The sequence below is a fragment of the Variovorax sp. OV084 genome (assembly GCF_900111625.1).
In the GTDB taxonomy this organism is placed as follows: domain Bacteria; phylum Pseudomonadota; class Gammaproteobacteria; order Burkholderiales; family Burkholderiaceae_C; genus Variovorax.
Genome location: NZ_FOII01000003.1, coordinates 323,307 through 344,258, shown reverse-complemented (window position 1 = coordinate 344,258; position 20,952 = coordinate 323,307). Strand labels below are relative to the sequence as shown.

At 68.2% G+C, this 20,952-nt stretch carries 15 protein-coding genes; 12 read left to right on the top strand and 3 right to left on the bottom strand.

What is annotated here, in order from left to right; genetic code table 11:
- Positions 1-4: 4 nt before the first annotated feature.
- The 9 genes from BMW87_RS11665 to BMW87_RS11625 all read left to right on the top strand — a co-directional run bounded on the left by BMW87_RS11665 (position 5) and on the right by BMW87_RS11625 (position 15,665).
- Positions 5-1,648 (top strand): FAD-dependent oxidoreductase, encoded by a 1,644-nt coding sequence (locus tag BMW87_RS11665; protein ID WP_093076412.1) that lies wholly within the window; start codon positions 5-7, stop codon positions 1,646-1,648.
- The gene (locus BMW87_RS11660; protein WP_093076410.1) at positions 1,645-2,787 is read left to right on the top strand and encodes a saccharopine dehydrogenase family protein; all 1,143 of its coding nucleotides are present in this window, start codon (positions 1,645-1,647) and stop codon (positions 2,785-2,787) included. Before BMW87_RS11665 ends, BMW87_RS11660 begins: the two co-directional genes overlap by 4 nt.
- On the top strand, positions 2,768-3,220 hold the full coding sequence (locus BMW87_RS11655; RefSeq protein ID WP_256216734.1) for an SRPBCC family protein: 453 nt from the start codon (positions 2,768-2,770) through the stop codon (positions 3,218-3,220). Before BMW87_RS11660 ends, BMW87_RS11655 begins: the two co-directional genes overlap by 20 nt.
- Before the next feature lie 181 nt (positions 3,221-3,401).
- Positions 3,402-9,413, top strand: a complete 6,012-nt coding sequence (locus BMW87_RS11650; protein WP_093076409.1) for an alpha-2-macroglobulin family protein — start codon at positions 3,402-3,404, stop codon at positions 9,411-9,413.
- A 17-nt stretch (positions 9,414-9,430) separates the two neighbouring features.
- The gene (pbpC, locus tag BMW87_RS11645) at positions 9,431-11,761 is read left to right on the top strand and encodes a penicillin-binding protein 1C (RefSeq protein WP_177192759.1); all 2,331 of its coding nucleotides are present in this window, start codon (positions 9,431-9,433) and stop codon (positions 11,759-11,761) included.
- A gap of 70 nt (positions 11,762-11,831) precedes the next feature.
- Positions 11,832-13,184, top strand: a complete 1,353-nt coding sequence (locus tag BMW87_RS11640) for an esterase-like activity of phytase family protein (protein ID WP_093076407.1) — start codon at positions 11,832-11,834, stop codon at positions 13,182-13,184.
- Between the two features lie 146 nt (positions 13,185-13,330).
- Positions 13,331-13,639 carry a DUF3649 domain-containing protein gene (locus tag BMW87_RS11635; protein ID WP_093076406.1) on the top strand — a complete coding sequence of 103 codons (309 nt, stop codon included), beginning with the start codon at positions 13,331-13,333 and terminating at the stop codon, positions 13,637-13,639.
- Positions 13,636-15,309: a PepSY-associated TM helix domain-containing protein gene (locus BMW87_RS11630; protein WP_093076404.1), complete on the top strand. Its 1,674-nt coding sequence runs from the start codon at positions 13,636-13,638 to the stop codon at positions 15,307-15,309. Before BMW87_RS11635 ends, BMW87_RS11630 begins: the two co-directional genes overlap by 4 nt.
- The gene (locus tag BMW87_RS11625; protein ID WP_093076403.1) at positions 15,306-15,665 is read left to right on the top strand and encodes a DUF3325 domain-containing protein; all 360 of its coding nucleotides are present in this window, start codon (positions 15,306-15,308) and stop codon (positions 15,663-15,665) included. Before BMW87_RS11630 ends, BMW87_RS11625 begins: the two co-directional genes overlap by 4 nt.
- Positions 15,666-15,749: 84 nt before the next feature.
- On the opposite strand, the gene BMW87_RS11620 is transcribed toward BMW87_RS11625, so the two are convergent.
- The gene (locus BMW87_RS11620; protein WP_093076401.1) at positions 15,750-16,817 is read right to left on the bottom strand and encodes an aldo/keto reductase; all 1,068 of its coding nucleotides are present in this window, start codon (positions 16,815-16,817) and stop codon (positions 15,750-15,752) included.
- 115 nt (positions 16,818-16,932) lie between these two features.
- Here BMW87_RS11620 and BMW87_RS35460 point away from each other — a divergent pair, with 115 nt between their 5' ends.
- Both BMW87_RS35460 and BMW87_RS11615 read left to right on the top strand, forming a co-directional pair.
- Positions 16,933-17,067 carry a hypothetical protein gene (locus BMW87_RS35460; protein ID WP_256216733.1) on the top strand — a complete coding sequence of 45 codons (135 nt, stop codon included), beginning with the start codon at positions 16,933-16,935 and terminating at the stop codon, positions 17,065-17,067.
- Positions 17,061-17,309, top strand: coding sequence for an ATP-binding protein (locus BMW87_RS11615; RefSeq protein WP_093076400.1), 249 nt, complete (start codon positions 17,061-17,063; stop codon positions 17,307-17,309). The genes BMW87_RS35460 and BMW87_RS11615 overlap by 7 nt, the downstream gene beginning before the upstream one ends.
- On the opposite strand, the gene BMW87_RS11610 is transcribed toward BMW87_RS11615, so the two are convergent.
- A complete protein-coding gene (locus BMW87_RS11610; RefSeq protein WP_143062575.1) occupies positions 17,310-18,347 on the bottom strand; it encodes a hypothetical protein in 1,038 nt (345 codons plus the stop codon).
- A 197-nt stretch (positions 18,348-18,544) separates the two neighbouring features.
- The gene (locus BMW87_RS11605) at positions 18,545-18,745 is read right to left on the bottom strand and encodes a response regulator transcription factor (protein WP_093076397.1); all 201 of its coding nucleotides are present in this window, start codon (positions 18,743-18,745) and stop codon (positions 18,545-18,547) included.
- 171 nt (positions 18,746-18,916) lie between these two features.
- Between BMW87_RS11605 and BMW87_RS11600 the strand changes: the two genes are divergently transcribed.
- Positions 18,917-20,914 (top strand): phosphatase PAP2 family protein, encoded by a 1,998-nt coding sequence (locus BMW87_RS11600; protein ID WP_093076395.1) that lies wholly within the window; start codon positions 18,917-18,919, stop codon positions 20,912-20,914.
- Positions 20,915-20,952: the final 38 nt, after the last annotated feature.

Sequence of the window (20,952 nt, the reverse complement as noted above, 5' to 3'; positions counted from 1 at the left end):
GACCATGCAACGGCGCGAATTCCTCGGCGTGGCGGCAGGTGCGGCGGGCGCCCTCGCGCTCGCGGGCTGCGAGTCGCCGACACCGCCCATCGAAGGCGGCTTCACCGGCATCGATGTCACGCGTGGCCATGCAATGCGCGACGGCGCACTGCACAGCGCGTCGCCCGCCACGGTGAAGCGCACGCGCGTCGTCATCGCTGGCGGCGGCGTTGCGGGCCTCGCTGCCGCACGCGCCCTGCGGCTCTCGGGCATCGACGACTTCGCGCTGCTCGAACTCGAAGACACCGCCGGCGGCAACGCACGCGGCGGCATCGTCGACGGCATTGCCTGCCCGCTCGGCGCGCATTACCTGCCCGTGCCCGGCGACGACGCGCGCGAGGTGCAGGACCTGCTCGAAGAGCTCGGTCTGCGCCGCCGCGTGGCGGGCCGATGGGAGTACGACGAAGTCACCCTCTGCCACAGCCCGCAGGAGCGCCTGTTCATCCACGGCGAGTGGCAGGACGGCCTGCTGCCCATGCATGGCGTGGGCGAAGGCACGCTCGTGCAGTACCGCAAGTTCGCGCAGCGCATCGACGCGCTGCAGCACGCCGCGCACTTCGCCATTCCCACGCTGAAGGTCGCCGTCACGCCCGAGTTGCTGGCGCTCGACGCCATCAACTTCGCCAGCTGGCTCGACGGCGAAGGCTTCAGCGACGCACAACTGCGCTGGTACCTCGACTACTGCTGCCGCGACGACTACGGCGCAGGCATCGGGCAGGTGTCGGCCTGGGCCGGCATCCACTACTTCGCGAGCAGGCACGGCTTTCATGCGCCCGGCGATCCGACCGGCAGCGTCAACGACTCGAGCCCCGAGCGCGACGGCATCCTCACCTGGCCCGAAGGCAACGGCTGGCTCACGAAACAGCTGGCCAGGCCGCTTGGTGAGCGCCTGCGCACTGGCCAGGTCGTCACGCGCATCGCCGAAGTGCGCGGCGGCGTCGAGGTCGATGCGTGGGATGCGGCCACCAAGTCCCTCGTGCGCTGGCAGGCTGAGCGCTGCATCGTCGCGCTGCCCGTGTTCATCGCCGCGCGCGTGGTCGAGAACCCGCCCGAGGTGCTGAAGACCGCCGCCGCGCACGTGCGCTACGCCCCCTGGCTCGTGGCCAACGTGCACCTGCGCGGCCCGCTGGCCGACAGGCCCGGCGCCGCGCCGAGCTGGGACAACGTGATCTACGGCACCAAGGGCCTGGGCTACGTCGACGCGCGCCACCAGTCGCTCGACCCGACGCCGCGCGGCACGGTGCTCAGCTGGTACCGGCCGCTGGGCCCGAGCAGCTACGACACTGCCGACGGCCGTAAGCTGCTGCTGGAGCGCCCGTGGACCGGCTGGCGCGACGACCTGCTCACGGAGCTGTCGGCGCCGCATCCCGACCTGCCATCGCTGGCGACGCGCATCGACATCACCCGCTATGGGCACGCCATGTCGATCCCCCGGCCCGGCCTGCTGGCGCAGATCGGCCCGCAGCGCACCGCGCCGGATACCGCGCATCGCGGCAGCGTCGTGGCGGGCCGGCTGTCGTTCGCGCATGCCGACTGGTCGGGCTACTCGATCTTCGAAGAGGCGTTCACGCGCGGGCACGTCGCGGGCAGCGACGCGGCGGCGGCATGAAGACGCTGGTGCTCGGCGGCTACGGCAACTTCGGTGCGCGCATCTCCCGCGCGCTGGCCGGCGACCCGGGCATTGAACTGCTGGTGGCGGGGCGCGATGCGCAGCGCGCCACGGCGTTCGCCGAATCGCTGGGCGGCGGCGCGCGAGGGGTTCGCATCGATGTGCAGGCGCCCGATCTTGCGGACGCGCTGCGCAAGCTTGGCATCGCGTTGGTGATCCACACGGCCGGCCCCTTCCAGAACCAGGACTACCGCGCGCCGCAGGCCGTCGCCGCGGCGGGCGCGCACTACATCGACCTGGCCGATGGCCGGCGCTTCGTGTGCGACTTCCCGTCGGCGCAAGACGCGGCCTTCCGCGATGCGGGCCGTACAGCCGTCAGCGGGGCCAGCACAGTGCCGGCGCTTTCCTCGGCGGTGGTCGACCACCTCGCGGCCGGCTGGCAAGGCATCCGCAGCATCGACATCTGCATCGCCCCCGCGCAAGGCGCGCCGCGCGGCGAGGCCACGCTGGCCGGCGTGCTCGCCTACTGCGGCGGGCCCATCCGCGTATGGCAAGGGGGCAAGTGGGTCGAGCAGCCTGGCTGGGCCGATCCCGTGAAGGTCGAGTTCGCGCGCATGAAGCCGCGCCGCGGTGCGCTCTGCGACGTTCCCGATCTCGAGCTCTTTCCCGCACGCTATGCCGGCGTGCAGTCGGTGATGTTCCGCGCCGCGCTCGAAGTCGGACTGGCGCAGCACGCCTTCGCCTTCATGGCGTTCATGCACCGCATGGGCCTGCTGCCCACGCCGCAGAAGCTGGCGCCGCTGCTGCATTCGGCCGGGGGCGTGTTCGACGCGCTCGGTACCGCGCTGGGCGGCATGGTCGTGCGCGTGGAAGGCACGGATGCGCAGGGCGCGCCGGCACGCCGCGCGTGGCACATAGCAGCCGACGACAACCACGGCCCTGAGATCCCCTGCATGGCCGCCATCCTGCTGGCCCGGCGTCTCGCGCGGGGCGATGCGCTGCCCATCGGCGCGCATGCCTGTGCCGGCCTGCTCGCCCTGTCCGGGTTCGAGCCCGAGTTCGCGCGCTGGGGCATGGTGACCGACGTGGTCGAAGAAGCGGCAATCGCAGTGGCAGGCCATGGCGCACCAGCGCTTTGAGTTCGACATGCCGGCGCCGGCCGACGTTGTCTTCGACGCTTTCCACTACCACGTATGGCGCGCACGCTGGGACTCGCTGGTCGGCAACGCCCGCGTGGTGGGCGGTGCGCCCTGCCCGTTCGTCGGCGCCGAGACCGAGAACGTGGGCGGCGGCTGGCTGCGCGGCTTGTCGATGCGAACGCGCTTCGTGAGCTTCGACCGACCACACGTGGCGGCCGCCTCGATGATCGGCCGCTCCTTCCCCTTCAACCGCTGGGCTGCGTCCATGCGGCACCGCGACACGCAGCCCGGCCATTCGGTACTGATCTATGTCTACACCATCGAGGCCGGGCCGAAGGCGTTGCGCTGGCTGCTGGAGCCGGTGGTCGCGTGGGTTTTCGCACGGCAGACGCAGCGGCGCTTCGCGCGCATTCCTGGTCACGCATGCGCATGAAGTTGTCGCGTGGCAGCGCACGCACCCCGAACAAGAGCGCCCCTAACGCCGCACCATGAATCACTGAAAAAGGCCTCGCGCGGCCTTGTGCAGTTTTCACCAAGACTTCACACACAGCGCCATTGCTTCACAGATGGTCCGCAAACTCGCGGACGCCAACAAAAACACAGTGGGAGCGTCCATGCTTCAAGTCGCCAATCGAAAACTCGCGTCGTTCAGTGACGTGCTCTTCACCGGACTGGGCCGCGTGCTCGGCTTTCTGCGTCCGGTGGCCCGTGGGCTCGTCGGTTCCTGGCGACCACCGGGTTGGCTGCGCATCGCGGGCGCATTCCTGCTCTTCGGACTGCAGTGGCTGCAGCAGCGGCTGGCCTGGCTGGTGTTGCTCCTGCTGCTCGTGCTGGCCGGCTGGATGGCCAGCCCCCATGTGATCAAGTGGTGGCACGGCCTCACGCCCGATCGCGTCGAACCCGTCGTCGCCACCGCGAAGACCGAGCCGCCGCAGCGCACGCAGATCGAGCTCGACAGGGGCCCGAACCCCTTCGTCATCAATTTCTCGGCCTCGGTGGCACCCATTGCGCGCATCGGCCAGGAGGCCACCGGCGTCACCATCGAGCCCGCCATTGCCGGCCGCTGGACGTGGACCAAGCAGAACCGGCTCGAATTCCTGCCCGCGCAAGACTGGCCCATCGGCCAGCCGTACAAGGTGCAGATCGCCGACAGCGCACTCGCACCGCACATCGAGATGGCCCTGCGCAAGTACGAGTTCACCTCGCCCGAATTCACCGCGCAGATCAACGCCGCAGAGTTCTATCAAGACCCGGTGCAGGCCAACGTGCGCCGCGCGCTCTTTCAGGTGCACTTCTCGCACCCCGTGAACACGGCCGAGTTCGAAAAGCGCCTGGTGCTGACCTACGACCAGCCCTGCAGCTCCTCGTTCTTCAGCGTGGGCAAGTGCGCGAGCGAGAAGTTCACGGTCAGCTACGACAAGCTGCGCCTCAACGCCACCCTGCAATCAGAGCCGCTGCCGATTCCCGAGAAGACTCGCCCGGCGATTCTCAGCCTCACCTCCGGCACGGTCGCGCAGAAGGGCGGCCCGGCGCTGCGTGCCGACATGTCCCGCGCGGTCGACATCCCCGGCCTCTTCAGCCTGAGCATCGCCAGCATCGAACCCACCATCGTCACCGGCGAGAACGGCGAACCCGAGCACGTGATGCACGTCAGCGCCTCGATGCCCGTGCACGAGCGCGAAATGGCGCGCGTGGTGCAAGCCTGGCTGCTGCCCGCGACAGAAGAAGCCAAGGGCGACCCCGACGAAAAGTTCGACTGGTCCGCCGATCCGTCGAAGGTCACCGATGCCGTGCTGCGCCGCGCCAAAAAGATAAACCTCCAGCCCATCGCCAGCGAGCGCGAAGTGACCGAGATGGTCAGCTTCCGCATGCCACAGGCCGAGGGCGGCCGCTACCTGCTGGTGCGCGTGGCCAAGGGCCTGAAGACGCCCGGCGGCTATCAGCTCGGCGCCGCGCGGCAAGACGTGCGCCTGCTCAAGACCTTCGCGCCCGAGCTCACCATCATGAGCCAGGGCTCCCTGCTCGCACTCTCGGGCGAGCGCAAGCTGCCGATCCTCGTGCGCGACCTGCCCGGCATCCGCCTCGAAATCGGCCGCCTGTTGCCGCAGCAACTGCAGCACCTGGTGACGCAGACCAACGGCGACTTCTCGCATCCGCAGTTCTACGGCGGCCTGCAGTCTGACAACCTCGTCGACCGCTTCCAGAAGGAGATTCCGCTCAGCATTCCCGCCGGCAAGGCGCACTACGAAACCGTCGATTTCGCCGAGTACCTGCGCAACGACGTGGCCGACCGCCGCGGTGTGTTCCTGCTCAAGGTGCAGGGCTACGACCCCAAGGCGAAGAAGAAGCCCGAGGGCGATGAGCAGCAAACCCAGCCCGAAGACGAACAGCAGCAGGAAGAACAGTCGTCCGACGAAGAAGGCAACGGCGAAGGCGGCAGCCCCGAGCAGCAGCTCGACCAGCGCCTCGTGCTTGTCACCGACCTGGGCATCGTCGCCAAGAAGTCGCTCGACGGCACGCGCGACGTGTTCGTGCAGAGCATCGCCAACGGCCAGCCCGTGGCCGGTGCGCTGGTCGAGGTGTGGGGCCGCAACGGCATGATCGTCGCGTCGCAGGCCACGGATGTGACGGGCGCTGCCAAGCTGCCCAACCTCGCCGGCTACCAGCGTGAGAAAGCGCCCGTGGTGCTGGTCGTGCGCAAGGACGGCGATCTGAGCTTCCTGCCCTTCAACCGCAACGACCGCACGCTGGACATCTCTCGCTTCGACGTCGGCGGCCTGCGCGCGGCCGGCGTGCCGAACCAGATGACGGCCTACGTCTTCAGCGACCGCGGCATCTACCGCCCCGGCGACACCATGCACATCGCGATGATGGTCAAGGCCGGCAACTGGGGCACCTCGCTGCGCGACCTGCCGCTCGAAGCCGAGATCATCGATGCGCGCGGCCTCAGCGTGCGCCGCGAAAAGCTCAAGCTCGGCCCCGGTGGCGCGGCGGAAATCGCCCACACCACGCAAGACACATCGCCCACCGGCAACTACACCGTCAATCTCTACCTGCCGCGCGAATCGTCGCCCGGCACGCCCGAGGTCGAAGGCCTGCTGATCGGCAGCACCACCGTGAAGGTGCAGGAGTTCCTGCCCGACCGCACCAAGGTCACGGCCAAGCTCAGCAGCGAAATCGCGGAGGGCTGGGTCAAGCCCAAGGACTTGAAGGCGCTCATCGACGTGCAGAACCTCTTCGGCACGCCCGCGCCCGACCGCAAAGTGGAAGGCACGCTCACGCTGAGCCCCGGCTTCCCGGTGTTCCGCGCCTTCACCGACTACGCCTTCTTCGATCCGCAGCGCGCCGCCGACAAGCAGGTCGACGACCTGGGCAGCGTGCAGACCAGCGCCGACGGCAAGGCCGAATTCGACCTGCGCCTGTCGCGCTTCGACGCCGCCACCTACCAGGTGCACGTGCTCGCCAAGGCCTTTGAGCCCGAGGGTGGGCGCAGCGTGTCGGCCGAGGCGCAGACGCTGGTGAGCGACATGCCCTATCTCGTCGGCGTGAAGGTCGACGGCGACGTCGGCTATGTGAGCAAGGGCGCTGCGCGCAACGCCACCGTGATCGCCATCGACCCGCAGGCGAAGAAGACGGCCGTGGCCGACCTGAAGATCGAGCGCGTGGAGCGCAAGGTGCTGTCGGTGCTCATCAAGCAGGACAACGGCTTGTACCGCTACGAGTCGCGCCGCAAGGAAGTCGTGCTCGACGAGAAGCCCTTCGCCATCGCCGCGGCCGGCAACAACGTGGCGCTGGACACCGGCGCGCCCGGCAACTTCGCCTATGTGGTGCGCAATGCGCAGGGGCTGGAGCTCAACCGCGTGGAATACAGCGTGGCGGGCAATGCCAACGTATCGCGCTCGCTCGACCGCAATGCAGAGCTGCAGCTCACGCTCGACCGCAAGGACTACGAGCCGGGGCAAGAGATTGCGGTGAGCATCCGCGCGCCGTACGTGGGTGCGGGCCTCATCACCATCGAGCGCGACAAGGTTTACGCGCACGCTTGGTTCAAGACCGACAAGACCGCTTCGGTGCAGAAGATCACCCTGCCCAAGGACTTCGAGGGTACCGGCTACATCAACGTGCACTTCGTGCGCGACCCGGCCTCGGACGAGGTCTACATGAGCCCGCTGTCGTACGGCGTCGTGCCCTTCGCCACCGCGCTGACCAAGCGCACCGCCAACCTGCAGCTCACCAGCAGCGAACTGGTGAAGCCGGGGCAGACCGTGAAGATGAAGCTCACCAGCGACAAGCCCACGCGCGCCGTGGTGTTCGCGGTGGACGAAGGCATCCTGCAGGTGGCGCGCTACAAGACGCCCGACCCGCTGAAGCACTTCTTCCAGAAGCGCGCGCTCGAAGTCGGCACGCTGCAGACGCTCGACCTGATCCTGCCGGAGTTCAAGAAGCTCATGCAGGGCGCCGCACCCGGGGGCGACGGCGAAGGCGAACTCGGCAAGCACCTGAACCCGTTCAAGCGCAAGCGCGACAAGCCGGTGGCGTACTGGTCGGGCCTGGTCGACGTGAACGGCAGCCGCGAGTTCAGCTACACCGTGCCCGAGAGCTTCAACGGCAGCCTGCGCGTGATGGCCGTGGCTGTGAACGACGAGACCACAGCCGCCAAGACCACCCGCACCGTGGTGCGCGGCGACATGGTGATATTGCCGAACGCACCGCTCGCTATGGCGCCCGGCGATACGGTCGAGGTGGGCGTGGGCCTTGCGAACAACATCGTGGGCTCGGGCAAGGAAGCGCCTATTGCGCTCACGCTCACCGCCTCCGGTGGACTCGAAGTGGTAGGCGACGCCACGCAGACGCTCAAGGTCAACGAGCGCGGCGAAGCCAGCACCAAATTCAATGTGCGCGCCAAGCCGGGAGAACAGGCGGTGCTGGGATCTTCTGCGCTGGTGTTCACATCGACGCACAAGACCTTCAGCGCGCGCCTGTCCACCGAAGTGAGTGTGCGGCCCGCGTCGCCCTTCGTCACGCTGGTGCAGGCCGGCAGCTTCCAGCGCGCGGGCGAGCTGTCGAGCCAGGCCGACCTGTACCCGAACTTCCGCCAGAGCGACGTGGCCGTGTCCGCCGCGCCGTGGGCCTTCGCGACCGGCCTCATGCAGTACCTGGAGGCGTACCCGCACGGCTGCACCGAGCAGATCACGAGCCAGACCTTCCCTGCCGTGCTGCTCGCGGGCCGCCCCGAGCTGGTGAAGGAGATGGCGCGCGGCCGCACGGCCGAGCAAGGCCCGATGCCTGAGGCGCGCAAGACCTTCGAGCGCTACCTCGTGCAGCTGCGTGCACGGCAGACGGCCGATGGCGGCTTCTCGCTGTGGCCCGGCGCCGGCACCGACGCCTTTGCCACGCTGTACGCAGTGCACCTGCTGGTCGAAGCCAAGGACCACAAGCTGCCCGTGCCGCAAGACCTGCTGCAGAAGGCCAACGCCTACCTGCAGGGCTGGCTCGGCAGCGGCGACGCATCGCTCGACGGCTGGCGCCAGCGCACGCAGGCGGCCTATCTGCTGACGCGCCAGGGCATCATCGCGCCGGCCGCGTTGGCCAACCTGCGCGAAGCCTGGCGCAGCAAGCAGACGCAGGGCTGGAGCGATGACCTCGGCGCCGTCTACCTCGCCGCGAGCTACCAGCTCGTGAAGCAGGAGCAGGTGGCCAACGAGCTGCTGAACCCGGTGTGGTCCGACCTGCTCGCGCGCACCGAGAAGAAGCAGCGCCGTAATGTCTGGGGCGCCTACTACGACCCGCTGGTGCACGACAGCATGACGCTGCACCTGGTGGGCCGCCACTTCCCGTCTCGCCTGAAGACGCTGAAGCCTGCGGTGTGGGAAGGCATGGCGGCGATGGTGCGCGACGGCTGGTACAACAGCCTGTCGTCGGCCTCGATGCTGCTCGCGGTCGATTCGTACTTCGAGGCCGTGGGGCAGAACGTCGAGGGCAAGCTCACGGCGAGCACCGTCAACGCGCAAGGCCAGGCCGCAGCGCTCGCGCTGGGTGCGGTGAACCCGATCACGCGAGCCGCGGTGCCGACCGGCACGGCCAAGCTGAAGCTGTCGAACGACAGCGACTTCAACCTGTACTACAGCTGGGCCGAACAGGGCTTCGAGCGCAACGTGCCCGCCACGGCGGTGAACAAGGGCCTCGAAATCTTCCATGAAGTGCTCGATGCCAAGGGCAACCCGATCACCAAGGCCAAACTCGGTGAAGAGGTCACGGTGCGGGTGCGCGTGCGCAGCCTGGAGCGCGCGCAGCTCAACGACGTGGCACTGGTCGACGTGCTGCCCGGTGGCCTCGAGCCGGTGCTGCAGGCCGTGGGCGATGACGACGATGCCAACGCCGACGCGCCCATCTGGAAGAAGCGCCTGGGCGGCGGCGGCTCGTGGAAGGTGCAGTACGCCGACATCCGCGAAGACCGCGTCGTGTTCTACGGCAGCGTCAACAAAGACCTGCTCGAAGTGACCTACAAGGCACGCGCCACCAACGTGGGCGACTACGTGGTGCCGGCAGCGTACGGCGAGGCGATGTACGACCGCCGTGTGTTCTCGCGCTCGGCGGGTGCGCGCTTCCAGGTCGTCGGCAACTGAGGCAAGGCAGGCTCGCCATGCGCATCGGCTTCGCGTCTGCAGGAAGAAGGCTGCGCAAGCCCGCGCTATGGGCGCTGGCGGCTGTCTTCGTGCTCGCGCTGCTGCGTCTGTGGCCGCATGCGGCGCTGAGCGAAACCGTCGGCAGCTCCCGCGCCGTGTATGCGCAGGGCGGCGAGCTGCTGCGCCTCACGCTCGCGGGTGACGAGCAGTACCGGCTCTGGGTGCCGCTCGATCGCATCTCGCCCACGCTGGTCGATGCGGTGCTGCTGTACGAAGACCGCCGCTTCTACGCGCACCCCGGCGTCAACCCTGCCGCGCTGGCGCGCAGCGCCTGGCGCATTGCCAGCGGCGAACGCAGGCAGGGCGGCTCCACGCTCACGATGCAGCTCGCGCGCCGTGTCTACGGCATCGACAGCCGCACGCCCACCGGCAAGGTCGCGCAGATCTTCGCGGCGCTGTGGCTGGAGGCGCGTTTCAGCAAGCACGACATCCTGGAGGCGTATCTCAACACCGCGCCCTACGGCGGCAACATCGAAGGCGTGCAGGCCGCGAGCCTCATCTACTTCCGCAAGGACGCCGCGAAGCTCAGCCTGCCCGAAGCGCTGACGCTTGCAGTGATTCCGCAGAACCCCGTCAAGCGCATCGCCGAGCGCGGCCGCAATGCCGAGCTGCAATCGGCGCGCGAACGACTGTGGGCGCTGTGGGCCGAACGCGATCCGACCGCGAAGCAGCACGCGCCCGATGCGCAGCTCGCGTTGTCGGCGCAGTCGCGCGGCAGCCTGCCCTTTCTTGCTCCGCACGCCACCGACATGCTGCTCGCGCAGGAGCGCGGCGTGCAGGAGGTGCGCACCACCATCGACCTGCGCATGCAGGCCACGCTGGAACGCGTGATGGGCCAGTACCTGCGCACGCATGCCGACGTGGGCATGGCCAACGCGAGCGCGCTGCTGCTCGACGCCTCGACCATGCAGGTGCGCGCGATGATCGGCTCGGCCGACTTTCGCAACGACGCCATCTCGGGGCAGGTCAACGGCGTGCTGGCCAAGCGCTCGCCGGGCTCCACGCTCAAGCCCTTCATCTACGCGCTGGCGCTCGACCAGGGGCTGCTGCATCCGAAGACGATGCTGAAGGATGCGCCGACCTCCTTCGGCCCCTACACGCCCGAGAACTTCGACCATCGCTTCGCCGGCCCGCTGCCCGCGCAGGAGGCGCTGATCCGCAGCCGCAACGTACCCGCGGTCGCCGTGGCAGCCAAGCTCTCGAAGCCGGGGCTCTACGACTTCATGCGGCTCGCTGGCGTGCAGAAGCTGCAGAGCGAATCGCACTACGGCCTTGCACTCGTGCTGGGTGGTGGCGAGGTCACGCCCGAAGAGCTGGCGGGCATGTACGCGACGCTGGCCAACGGCGGCATCTCGCAGCCCATTCGCTACACGCAGCCCGCGCCCGACGAGCGACCCGTGCAGCCGCTGCGCCTGCTGAGCGAGGAGGCGTCTTTCATCACGCTCGACATGCTGCGCCACACGCCGCGCCCCGACACCACGCTGCCCGCGCGCCCCGCTATCGCATGGAAGACGGGCACGTCCTGGGGCTTTCGCGATGCGTGGACGGCCGGCGTGTTCGGCCGGCACGTGCTGGTGGTGTGGGTGGGCAACTTCGACGGCACCAGCAACCCCGCGCTGGTGGGCGTCGATGCGGCCGCGCCGCTGTTCCTGCGCATGGTCGATGCGCTGCGCGCCGAGCGGCTCGACCCCGGCGAGGTCGCGTCGCGTCAGCCGCCCGACTTGCGCCAGGTCGAAGTCTGCGCTGCGACGGGTGGCCTGCCCGATGCGCTGTGTCCGGTGCGCACCATGACGTGGTTCATCGCCGGCAAGTCGCCGATCCAGATCAGCAACCTGCACCGCGCGGTATGGGTCGACGAGACGACCGGCAAGGTGGTCTGCGGCCCGCAACCGAATGCGCGCCAGCAGGTGGTGGAGCAATGGGGCAGCGACATGCGCCGCCTGTTCCGCCAGGCCGGCCTGCCGCGCGCGAGCGCACCGGCCGACGGCTGCGAAAAGGAAGGCGATGCACCGGAAAGCGCGCCACTCATCACCTCGCCCCTGCGTGGCGTGCGCCACACACTGCGCGTGAAGAAGCCCGAACCTCTGGTGCTGCGCGCCGAAGCCGCTGCGGGCACGCAGGCGATCTACTGGTTTGCCGACGACGCGCTCATCGGCCGCGCCGCGCCCGGCGAAGGCATCACGTGGATGCCTGACCTCGCGGCGTCGGGTCGGCGTTATGTGCTGCGTGCGGTCGACGACCAGGGGCGCGCCGAGTCGCGCGAAGTGACGGTCGACATCGCTCCCTGAAGGGATGTCATGGCGGCGTCACGCCCCCTCGGCATGGTCACGCGTTTTCGACTTGAACACTTTCCCGCTCATGACACGTCTTGCCTCCCTGTCCTTCGTTGCCCTTGCCGCTGCACTCGCATGCGGCGCCGCGGCTGCACAGACCGCCTTCCCCGCCACGCTCTCCGGCCACGCCGTGCTGCCTGCGCAAAGCTTTGTGGCCGCGCCCAAGGACGCGCCGGCCGACCTGCAGGTCAGCGGCAAGTTCACGACCGGCAAGCGCGTCGAGGCGGTCGGCACGGTCGAAGGCCTGTCGGGCGGCCGCGGCACGGGCGTGTCGGTACCCTTCAAGGGCCAGCCCCTGCAGGGCCACTCGGGCATCAAGAAGATGGACGACGGCAGCTTCTGGATCCTCACTGACAACGGTGCGGGCGCCAAGGCCAACTCGCCCGACTTCATGCTCTACCTGAACCACTACAAGGTGGACTTCAAGGGCGGCAAGCTCAATCGCATCAACACCATCTTCCTGCACGACCCCGACAAGAAGGTGCCCTTCCGCATCGTCCACGAAGGCACCAAGCAGCGCTACCTGACCGGTTCCGACTTCGACCCCGAGAGCTTTCAGTTCGCCGGTGGCGCGCTGTGGATCGGCGAAGAATTCGGCCCCTTCCTCATCAAGGCCGACCTGAAGGGCAAGGTGCTCGCGGTGTTCGACACGCAGGTCGACGGCAAGGCCGTGCGCTCGCCCGACCATCCGGCCGTGACCACGCCGGGCGCCCCGGGTGGCGCGGTCGACTTCCAGATCAAACGCTCCAAGGGTTTCGAAGGCATGGCCTCGTCGAAAGATGGCAGCAAGCTCTATGCGCTGCTCGAAGGCCCGGTGTGGAACGCCGAGGCCAAGGACTACGAAAAGGTCGAAGGCAAGGAAGCGCTGCGCGTGCTGGAGTTCGACGTGGCCACCGAGAAGTGGACCGGCCGTCACTGGAAGTACGTGCTCGAAGCCAATGGCAACGCCATCGGCGACTTCAACATGATCGACGGCACCATGGGCCTCATCATCGAGCGCGACAACGGCGAAGGCACGAGCGACAAGGCCTGCCCCGAAGGCCAGAAGCGCACCGACTGCTTCCACGACATCGCCAAGTTCAAGCGCGTCTACAAGGTCGAGCTGAACGACGCGAACGTGGGCGGCCCGGTGCGCAAGATCGGCTACATCGACCTGCTGAACATCGCCGACCCCGACAAGCTCGCGCGCAAGCCGCTGAACGACGGCGTGCTCAAGTTCCCGTTCTTCACGATCGAGAACGTCGACGTGGTCGATGCCACGCACATCGTGGTCGGCAACGACAACAACCTGCCCTTCTCGAGCAGCCGCGAGCCGAACAAGGCGGATGACAACGAGCTGGTGCTGCTGGAAGTCGGGGCGCTGCTGCAGGCGAAGTAAGTTGCCATAGCCGGAGCGAAAGCCCCGGCTCGCAGGTTGGGTGGCAGGGGAAAGTTTTCTTCAGATGAGTATCATTCTCATCTTCGCCAGTCCTTTTCCCTCTTCATGAATCTCCGAACGACCCCGCCCGCCGTCCGGCGCGCGCCGTGACCATCGGCGTTCGTTATCGCCTAGGCGTGGCCTCTCGCGCAGTAGCAGCCATCTTCGGCGGCTATGGCATCGCCGCCCTGTCCGCCGCCGTGCTCGCGCTCTGCCTGCCCGCCGCCTTCGGCATGGCCCGCAGCGAAGCCGCGATGACCGGCACGCTCGCTTCCTTCGCCATCTTCGCGTTCGCAGTGATGTGGGTTTTTGCCGCGCGCACTGCGCTGCGGGCCTGGTCCGGCCTCGTCATCGTCGCGGCGCCGCTGGCCGCGCTGTTGCTGCTGCTCATGCGCACCACCGGAGGCGCCGCATGAAAGAGGGCTTCCGCCAGTCGATGGCATGGCTGCACACCTGGTCGGGCCTGCTGGTCGGCTGGGTGCTGTTCATGGTGTTCGCGGCCGGCACGGCTTCGTATTTCAAGGACGAGATCACGTTCTGGATGAAGCCGGAGCTGCATGCAGTCGCTCAGAACGCAGTGCCGCCGGTCAAGGCCGTCGAGAGCGCCGTGGCCTATCTGCAGCAACGCGCCGCGGACAGCCCGCGCTGGTTCATCAACCTGCCGAATGAGCGCCAGCCGTCGACCGACGTGCTGTACCTCGCGCCGCCCGCACCGGCCGGCGCAGCAGCAGCTACTGGTGCCAAGCCCGGCGAGAAGCCCCGCCGACGCTTCGACCGCGCCTCGCTCGACCCCGCCACCGGCGAAGCCGTCAGCGCACCGCGCGTCACGCGCGGCGGCGAATTCTTCTACCGGCTGCACTTCGACCTGCACTACATGCCCGCGCTGTGGGCACGCTGGATCGTCGGCTTCTGCGCGATGTTCATGCTGGTGGCGATCTTCAGCGGCATCGTCACGCACAAGCGCATCTTCAAGGATTTCTTCACCTTCCGCCCGAAGAAGGGCCAGCGCTCGTGGCTCGATGCGCACAACGTGACAGCGGTGCTCGCGTTGCCCTATCACCTGATGATCACGTACACGGGCCTCGTCACACTGATGTTCATGTACATGCCTTGGGGCCCGCAGGTGGCCTACAAGGACCGCGGCGGCGAGCAGGCCTTTTTCTCCGAGGCCTTCCCGGGCGGTGGCCGCGACCAGATCAAGGCCTCGGGCAACAGGGTGCCGCTCGCGCCCATCGCGCCGATGATGGCGCAGGCCTCCGCGCACTGGGGCGGCGCGGCGGTGGGCCGTGTCACGGTGCATCAGCCCAACGACGCCAACGCGGTGGTCTCGCTCACGCGCGCCGAGGGGCCGCAGCTGTCGTACGACCAGCCGTCGATGCAGTTCAACGGCGCGACCGGCGCGCTGATCGGCGCGTTCGGCGACGTGCCCAAGCCGGCGGCCGAGACGCGCGGCGTGCTCTACGGCCTGCACATCGGCCGCTTTGGCGATCCGCTGCTGCGCGCGCTGTTCTTCCTCTCGGGGCTTGCGGGCTGCCTGATGGTTGCGACGGGGCTTCTGATGTGGGCCGTGAAGGAGCGGCAGAAGTTCGCGAAGACGCTCAAGCAGGGCGGGCGCATCAGCTTCGGGCTGCGGCTGGTCGACGGACTGAATCTCGGCGCCATCGCCGGCCTGCCCGTCGCGATGGCCGCCTTCTTCTGGGCCAACCGCCTGCTGCCGGTCGACGTGGCCGAGCGTGGCGAGGCGGAGATCCGCTGGTTCTTCATCGTCTGGGGCGCGACTGCCGTGCTGGGCCTGCTGCGTCCCACCTTGCGCATGTGGCAGGCGCAGCTTGCGCTGGGCGCGCTGCTGTTCGCGGGGCTGCCGGTGCTCAATGCGTTCACCGGCCCCGCGCCGCTGACCGTGAGCCTGCGCAGCGGCCCGACCTCGGTGGCGGGCTTCGACCTGGTCGTGATCGCGCTGGGCCTGGGGCTCGCGGGCGCGGCATGGATCGTGGAGCGCAAGCGGCGCAAGTCGATTGCGAAGCAGGCGGCAGCGAAGACGCAACCACCACCATCGACGCTCGCCACTTCGGGCCAAGGCTCATGACGACGGACTCGCTGCTCCTCGGCCTCGTGTTCGCCGCATCGCTCGCGGGCTTCTGCGCGCTGAGCCTCGCGATGGACCGCCACAGCGAAGACGTCTTCGGCCGCGGCAGCACGCCGGGCCCGTGGCGGCGCTGGCTGCAACTGGGTGGCGCCGCGCTGCTGTGCCTGTCGCTGGTCGCAAGCCTGCGGGCGGCGGGCAGCACGATCGGCTGGGTGCTCTGGCTGGGCGCGCTCACGGCAGCCGCGCTGGCCACGGTGGGGCTGCTCAGCTATGCGCCGCGGCGCTTTCACTGGATCGCATTTGCCGCTGCGTCGGTCACGCTGTGCAGCTTGCTGCTGGCGGCGTCGGTCACGTGATGCGCAGCGCGCCGTGGCGCGAGGCCGGGATCACCTCATGCCGACCGCCCGGCGTCGCCACCACCGCGACCTTCAGCCGCTGCTTCATGCTGCGCGCCGCATCGAGCTGCCGCCCGAGAGCACGCCCTGCGTCATCGGCAACGCCATGAAGTCGTGCGGGAAGCCCATCGCCACGGCGCTGGCCGCATCGAGGCGCTGCAGCACGGAGCCGTCGAGCTCCACATCGAGGGCGCCGAGGTTGTCTTCGAACTGCGCGAAGGTGCGCGCGCCGATGATCGGCATCACCGTCGGCGCGCTACGGTGCAGCAGCCACGCCAGCGCGATCTGCGCGGGCGAGCGGCCCTGCTCCTTCGCAATCTGCGCGACCACGCCGGCGATATCGAGCGAGCGGGCGTTCAGCGCGCCGTTGCCAGCGGCCACGTCCTTGCGCGAGCCCGTCACGCCTGAATCGGGGTCCTTGCGATAGTCCAGGTCGGCGCGCGTGTACTTGCCCGACAGCACACCGCTGCCCAGCGGCGACCACGCCATCACGCCCAGCCCGAGTTCGTGTGCCATCGGCAGCAGTTCGCGCTCCACGGTGCGCTCGATCAGGCTGTATTCGATCTGCAGCGCCACCAGCGGCGCCCAGCCGCGCAGCTCGGCCAGCGTCTGCATGCGCGCGACCTGCCAGGCCGGCGTGTCGGAGATGCCCGCGTACAGCACCTTGCCCGAGCGCACGAGGTCGTCGAAGGCGCGCATCACTTCGTCGAAGGGCGTCAGGTTGTCCCAGATGTGCAGGTACAGCAGGTCGATGTAGTCGGTGCCCAGGCGCTTCAGGCTGGCCTCCACCGAGCGGACCATGTTGCGGCGATGGTTGCCACCCGCGTTCGGGTTGCCCGGCTGCATGTTGAGCGAGTATTTGGTGGCCACGACCACCGACTCGCGCCTGTCGGCGATGAACTGGCCCAGCAGCCGTTCCGAGCTGCCGTTGGTATAGAAGTTGGCGGTGTCGATGAAGTTGCCGCCGCGGTCCACGTACGCATCGAACATGCGGCGCGATTCGCCCGCGTCCGCCCCCCAGCCCCATTCCTGGCCGAAGGTCATCGTGCCCAGCGACATGGGGCTGACGCGCAGGCCGGAGCGGCCGAGGGTGAGGTAGTTGTCGAGCTTCATGGCGAATGTCCTTTCGAGGTGAGATGGCAGCGTTGGCCTGGCGACAAAGTTACCTGCCGGGCGTCGTGTAACAAAGCCGTGCCACCTTCAAGCTTTATGAAGCGCTGCTTCAAGAATGGCCGCACTGCGGCGCAATCTGCCCTTTGCATTGCTCGGCGTCATGCTCACAGTGGCGCTGGTCATCGCAGCGCTGTACCGCGTTGTGCCGCATGCGCAGCTGGCCGCTAGGCCGCAGCCAACGCAGTGCTGACTGCCGCTCGTGGCTGGGGTGCGTGGCGCTACCGCGTCGCAGAAGACGGCGCGGCCCTGCATCGCTGGCGCCGCTGCACGCTGGCAGGCACGGTGCTGCTCGACCGCATCCTGCGCAACCTGGTCGACAACGCCATCCGTCACACGAAGCACGGTGGCGTGCTGGTCGGCTGCCGGCGCGCGGGGAATGCCCTTCGCGTCGAGGTGTGGGACACCGGCCCCGGCATTCCTCCCGAGGCCTGATCAGCGGACCCAGGGCCGCGGTGGCACCGGTGGCGGGATGCGCGGCGGCTGCCCGCCGATGGGCGCCACGGCATTGCCGAGTGAACGGCCGACAGGCACGGCGGGATTGGAAGAAGACACCAGCGTGGGCGTCGAAATTTCGAAGGCGTCGTAGTTGCCCAGCGCCAGCGCATAGGCGACCAGGTTGGCCAGCTGCGTGGCGCCGCCCTCGTTCGCCGACGGCGGCTTGAGCACCGGCTTGCTGACGGGCTGGTACGGCTTGCCCTTGGGGTTCATGCCTGTCAGCACCTGTCGCGCATCCGCGCGGGCCGTGTGATACGCATTGAACACCACGTCCTTGGCGATATCGACCATGCGTTCCGAGATCTGGTCGGTGTCCTTGTGCATCAGCTCGGCAACGCGCTCGGCACGCACCTGCATGCCTTCCACGTAGGCGTTGATCTTGATGAGCTGCTGGCGCAGGTCGGACGCGGCCATGCGCACCTTGGCCGCCACGCCCGGATAGAGCACGGCGTCGTTCAGGCCGGTGATCTGGTCCGGCATGGAATTGATCAGATTGGCGATGTGCTTGTACTGCGACATGGCCGCTTCCGCGGCGGCCATCGCATCACGGTCGTCGCGAAAGAGCGCTGCGGCGTCCTCATTGCCGCGCTTTGCGATCACGCCGTCGGCCTCACGGATGCTCTTGCCGTGCAGGTAGCGGTCGAGGCCGCCTTCGGCCTCGCCGACGATCAGGCCACCGAGCTTGACGGTGCCAGTCACCACCTGCTTGAGGTACTTGGCGCCGGGCACCGGAATGGCGCCCAGCCCCGCCTTGGCCACGGCGGCAACGCCCTTGAGCACCAGCTTCTGCATGTCGGCGGTGTTGCCGCAGTACTCGCCCAGCAGCATGGTGAGCTTCTTCTTGAACGGCACGCTGAAGCTGTCGTTCGACTTGGCGCGGAAGGCATCCCAGGTCCGCTCGACCAGGTCGGTCTTCTGGACGACGGCCGCGCTCACCACGCCCCAGTCCTTGGTGCGCATCCGGTCAAGGAGCATGCGCACACCTGCCGACATTTCTTTCTCGTAGTACTCGGAGAGGCTCTTTCCGAGCTCATCGAATCTGGTTTGCGGAATATCAAGCATGTAGAAATCTGGGTGTGTGTTGTGGTGGTGGAACGATCGGCCTCGATGCTAGGCCGGGCTCTTGTGCGGCGCATTGGACCAAAGGCCAATGGCAAGCGCCATAACACAAACTAGCGAGGGCGGCCCAGGAGCCCGGCACGGCGGGCCACGATCACGGCCTGGGTGCGGCTGTTCACCTCGAGCCCGGCGAAGATGGCCGAGATATGCGCCTTCGCGGTTCGCTCGGTGGTGCTCAGCCGCTGCGCGATGTCGGCGTTGCGCAGGCCCTCGCGGAACATGGCGTGATCGTCGATCAGCAGGATGGTGGGCATGGGCTGGGAAATGACCCGGGCGGGCTCTTGTTAACTGGCTCAGGACCCTACCTGTGCCCTCGGCCAGATGATTATTAATAAAAACGACTTGTTGCGTGGATAGATTGCGCGGGCTGCATCGGACGACCGGTCCGGTTCGCTTGCGTTTTCAATCTTTCCATCCATTTCGCCATGTCGCCCCTTTCGTCTTTCAGCCGGCCCTTCGCCATCACCCTCGTCGCGGCCCTGTGCCTCTCGGCATGCGGAGGAGGCAGCGACGGCGGCGCCTCGTTCCCCATCACCGGCACACCGCCGGCAACCACGAATCCGCCCGCCGTCGTGGTGGCTGGCCCGCCAAAGGACCTGGGCTTCACCGACACCGCGCCCGTGCCCGATGCGGTCGCCATACCGCCCTTCGTCGACAACGTCGCGACCAACCAGCGCGGCGATGCGCGCTACGCGACCAAGGAAACCAATGCCGGCGTGCGCGTGGTGGCCGGCTTCCTCGACTTCTGGCAGCCCAGCACACTGCTGGTCGATGCAGGCGTGTCGGCCCCTGCGCAGGGCAGCTTTCCGGCAGTCGTTGCATCCACGTGGAGCGGCATTCCGGGCGACGCCACCGACGGCAAGATCCTCAACAGCGGGGTGCTGAACAGCAATATCCAGTACGTCGTCGACGTCACCAATGCGCGCACCAGCGCGCAGGAGCTGGCCGCCTACCTGGACGACCGCCGCGGCAAGGGCTACAGCATCAGTGACGGCATGGGCCCGCTCACGAACGCCTGGCGCGCGGCCACGCAGCAGGTCACCACCATCACCGGCATCGCACCGGACGCCACCACGGTGCTCTATAACGACGGCGGCAACGATGTGGGCGTGGCCGGTGCCGCGAACCCGGCCTTCGGCACGGTGGTCGACCTGCTCAAGAACATCGGCGAGAACGGCTCCACCGAGCCTGCCAAGCGCTTCTACAAATACGCGCGTCCCTGGCGCTGGAGCAGCAGCGTGAAGGTGGTGCCCGCGCTGGAGCCCGCCAAGAGCGGCACGCCCGCCACCGACGGCGGCTTCGTGAGCGGCCACACGGCCGAGGCGGTGCGCGATGCCGTCGCCTCCGCCTACGTCGTGCCGCAGCGCTTCCAGGAAATGGTGGCGCGCGGCCTCGAACTCGGAGAGAACCGGATTCTTGCGGGCATGCATTCGCCGCTGGACGTGGTCGGTGGGCGACTGCACGGGCAGGCCGTGGCGACAGCGAGTCTTTCCACCGGCGCCAACGCCGCGCGCAAGAGCGCGGCCTACACGCAGGCGCAGTCCGTGCTGATGGCCGCCGTGGGCGCGAGCGATGCAACCGCCTTCAACAGCTTTGCCCATTCGCAAGGCACCGCGGCCGATCGCTTTGCCGACCATGCCGCGAGCAAGGCCGATTACCTGCGCCGCCTGACCTTCGGTTTCAAGCAGGTGGCCGATGCGACCAAGCCGGCCGTGGTGCCCAAGGGCGCCGAAGTGCTGCTCGAAACGCGCCTGCCCTACCTCGACGCCACCCAGCGCCGCGTGGTGCTCAAGACCACGGCGGTGGCTTCGGGCTACCCGGTGATGGACGACCCCGAAGGCTGGGGCCGCCTCAACCTGTTCGACGCAGCCGACGGCTATGGCGTCTTCAACGGCGACGTGGTCGTGACCATGGACGCCAGCCTCGGCGGCTTCAATGCGCTGGACAGCTGGCGCAACAACATCTCCGGCGCCGGCAAGCTCACCAAGAAGGGCAGCGGCACGCTCGCGCTCGGCGGCAGCAACAGCTACACGGGCGGCACGCAACTCGCAGAAGGCACGCTGCAGGCGGATGCCGCAGCGGCCTTCGGCAAGGGCAATGTCTACGTCGGTGGCGGCACGCTGGTCTGCAATGCGCCTTCGGCGGTCACGATGGCGGGCGCCTACACGCAGCTGGCAGGCACGACGCTGCAGCTGAATCTCGGCGGCAATGGTGCCGGCCGCCTGAGCGTGGCCGGCGTGGCCGCGCTGGACGGAACGCTGACCCTGAGCTTCAAGCCCGGCTTTGCGCCCAGCGCAGGCGACACGCTCACGGTCATCAGCAGCGGCGCGCTGACCGGCCGCTTTTCAGCCATCAACGCGCCGGGCTTCAAGGTCACGCCGACCTATACGGGAACGCAGCTCGTCGTGCGCTTCGACGCATGAGCTAGCAGCGCGGCGGCCATGGCTTCTTTGTGAAGCCC

Bases quoted from the DNA above. Each gene is read 5' to 3' on its own strand.
- BMW87_RS11625 (WP_093076403.1), top strand. From the start codon at position 15,306: ATGACGACGGACTCGCTGCTCCTCGGCCTCGTGTTCGCCGCATCGCTC.
- BMW87_RS11630 (WP_093076404.1), top strand. From the start codon at position 13,636: ATGAAAGAGGGCTTCCGCCAGTCGATGGCATGGCTGCACACCTGGTCG.
- BMW87_RS11655 (WP_256216734.1), top strand. From the start codon at position 2,768: ATGGCGCACCAGCGCTTTGAGTTCGACATGCCGGCGCCGGCCGACGTT.
- BMW87_RS11600 (WP_093076395.1), top strand. From the start codon at position 18,917: ATGTCGCCCCTTTCGTCTTTCAGCCGGCCCTTCGCCATCACCCTCGTC.
- BMW87_RS11640 (WP_093076407.1), top strand. From the start codon at position 11,832: ATGACACGTCTTGCCTCCCTGTCCTTCGTTGCCCTTGCCGCTGCACTC.
- BMW87_RS35460 (WP_256216733.1), top strand. From the start codon at position 16,933: ATGGCCGCACTGCGGCGCAATCTGCCCTTTGCATTGCTCGGCGTCATG.
- BMW87_RS11650 (WP_093076409.1), top strand. From the start codon at position 3,402: ATGCTTCAAGTCGCCAATCGAAAACTCGCGTCGTTCAGTGACGTGCTC.
- BMW87_RS11620 (WP_093076401.1), bottom strand. From the start codon at position 16,817: ATGAAGCTCGACAACTACCTCACCCTCGGCCGCTCCGGCCTGCGCGTC.
- BMW87_RS11665 (WP_093076412.1), top strand. From the start codon at position 5: ATGCAACGGCGCGAATTCCTCGGCGTGGCGGCAGGTGCGGCGGGCGCC.
- BMW87_RS11610 (WP_143062575.1), bottom strand. From the start codon at position 18,347: ATGCTCCTTGACCGGATGCGCACCAAGGACTGGGGCGTGGTGAGCGCG.
- BMW87_RS11660 (WP_093076410.1), top strand. From the start codon at position 1,645: ATGAAGACGCTGGTGCTCGGCGGCTACGGCAACTTCGGTGCGCGCATC.
- BMW87_RS11605 (WP_093076397.1), bottom strand. From the start codon at position 18,745: ATGCCCACCATCCTGCTGATCGACGATCACGCCATGTTCCGCGAGGGC.
- pbpC (WP_177192759.1), top strand. From the start codon at position 9,431: ATGCGCATCGGCTTCGCGTCTGCAGGAAGAAGGCTGCGCAAGCCCGCG.